Origin of the sequence: Parapedobacter deserti, assembly GCF_042646065.1 — a bacterium.
Lineage (GTDB): Bacteria > Bacteroidota > Bacteroidia > Sphingobacteriales > Sphingobacteriaceae > Parapedobacter > Parapedobacter deserti.
In genome coordinates this window covers 2,212-3,810 of sequence record NZ_JBHRTA010000006.1, presented here as the reverse complement: position 1 = coordinate 3,810, position 1,599 = coordinate 2,212, and the positions used below count along the sequence as shown (strand labels likewise).

The 1,599-nt window shown below is 59.9% G+C and carries 1 protein-coding gene and 1 pseudogene (both cut by a window edge); both read right to left on the bottom strand.

The annotated features are described in order from the left end of the window. Positions 1 to 1,599, bottom strand: part of the annotated coding region (locus tag ACFOET_RS01770) for a DUF7927 domain-containing protein (protein WP_379018948.1) (this coding region is incomplete at its 3' end). Its footprint extends 15 nt past the window's final position; 1,599 of its 1,614 annotated nt are in view. Beyond that, a pseudogene (locus ACFOET_RS01765) lies at positions 1,568 to 1,599 on the bottom strand (DUF7927 domain-containing protein); it runs 1,963 nt beyond the window's last position. The gene ACFOET_RS01770 and the pseudogene ACFOET_RS01765, both read right to left, overlap by 47 nt.

The window sequence follows — 1,599 nt, the reverse complement described above, 5'->3', positions numbered from 1 at the left end:
TTTCACCGTTACGATGTCCGCCTGCGGATCAGATGTCAGCGGCGGGGTCGTGCAGTCATCGCAGGTCGGATCCGGGTCGGGTGTCGGTGTGGTCACCGTAACCGCGTTCACCAGCGTGCCCGAGAAATCCGATGGTGTCTGCACCGTCACCGTATAGGTTACCACTGCACCATTCGGAAGCGTGGCTATTGTCTCATTGATGTCGCCCGTGCCGCTGGTGTTTGGCAATGTCACCGTGCCCGTCGTGACTGTTGCACTCCAGCCAGTGATCGTCGTGCCGGCAGGAGCCGTATCCACCACGTTCACATCCTGCGCATCGCTCGGGCCGTTGTTGGTTACCGTGATCGTGTAGTCAACTGACTCACCCGGGGTGAACGTTGTCTGCGTGGCATCACTCACCACTTTCACCGTTACGATGTCCGCCTGCGGATCAGGTGTCAACGGCGGGGTCGTGCAGTCATCGCAGGTCGGATCCGGGTCGGGTGTCGGTGTGGTCACCGTAACCGCGTTCACCAGGTCATCATCGAAGTCAGCCGGCGTCTGCACCGTTACCGTATAGGTTACCACAGCGCCGTCAGGCAATGTGGCGATCGTCTCATTGATGTCGCCCGTGCCGCTGGTGTTGGGCAATGTCACCGTGCCCGTCGTGACTGTTGCACTCCAGCTTGTGATCGTTGTGCCGGTTGGAGCCGTATCCACCACGTTCACATTCTGGGCATCGCTCGGGCCGTTGTTGGTTACCGTGATCGTGTAGTCTACCGACTCGCCCGGGGTGAACGTTGTCTGCGTGGCATCACTCACCACTTTCACCGTTACGATGTCCGCCTGCGGATCAGGTGTCAGCGGCGGGGTCTCACAGTCATCGCAGGTCGGATCCGGGTCGGGTGTCGGTGTGGTCACCGTAACCGTGTTCACCAGGTCATCATCGAAGTCAGCCGGCGTCTGCACCGTCACCGTATAGGTCACCACAGCGCCGTCAGGCAATGTGGCGATCGTCTCATTGATATTACCGGTACCTGAAGTATTCGGCAATGTTACCGTGCCGGTGGTTACCACCGCTGTCCAGCCCGTGATCGTCGTGCCGGCTGGTGCCGTATCCACCACGTTCACATCCTGGGCATCGCTCGGACCGTTGTTGGTTACCGTGATCGTGTAGTCTACCGACTCACCCGGGGTGAACGTTGTCTGCGCGGCATCACTCACCACTTTCACCGTTACGATGTCAGCCTCAGGTGCCGGGGTCAATGGCGGGGTCGTGCAGTCATCGCAGGTCGGATCCGGGTCGGGTGTCGGTGTGGTCACCGTAACCGCGTTCACCAGGTCATCATCGAAGTCAGCCGGTGTCTGTACCGTCACTGTATAAGTTACCACTGCGCCGTCAGGCAATGTGGCGATCGTCTCGTTCAGGTCGCCAGTACCGCTGGTGTTCGGAAGCGTTACCGTGCCGGTGGTTACCACCGCGGTCCAGTTTGTGATCGTCGTGCCGGTTGGAGCCGTATCCACCACGTTCACATCCTGGGCATCGCTCGGGCCGTTGTTGGTTACCGTGATCGTGTAGTCAACCGATTCACCCGGGGTGAACGTTGTCTGCGTGGCATC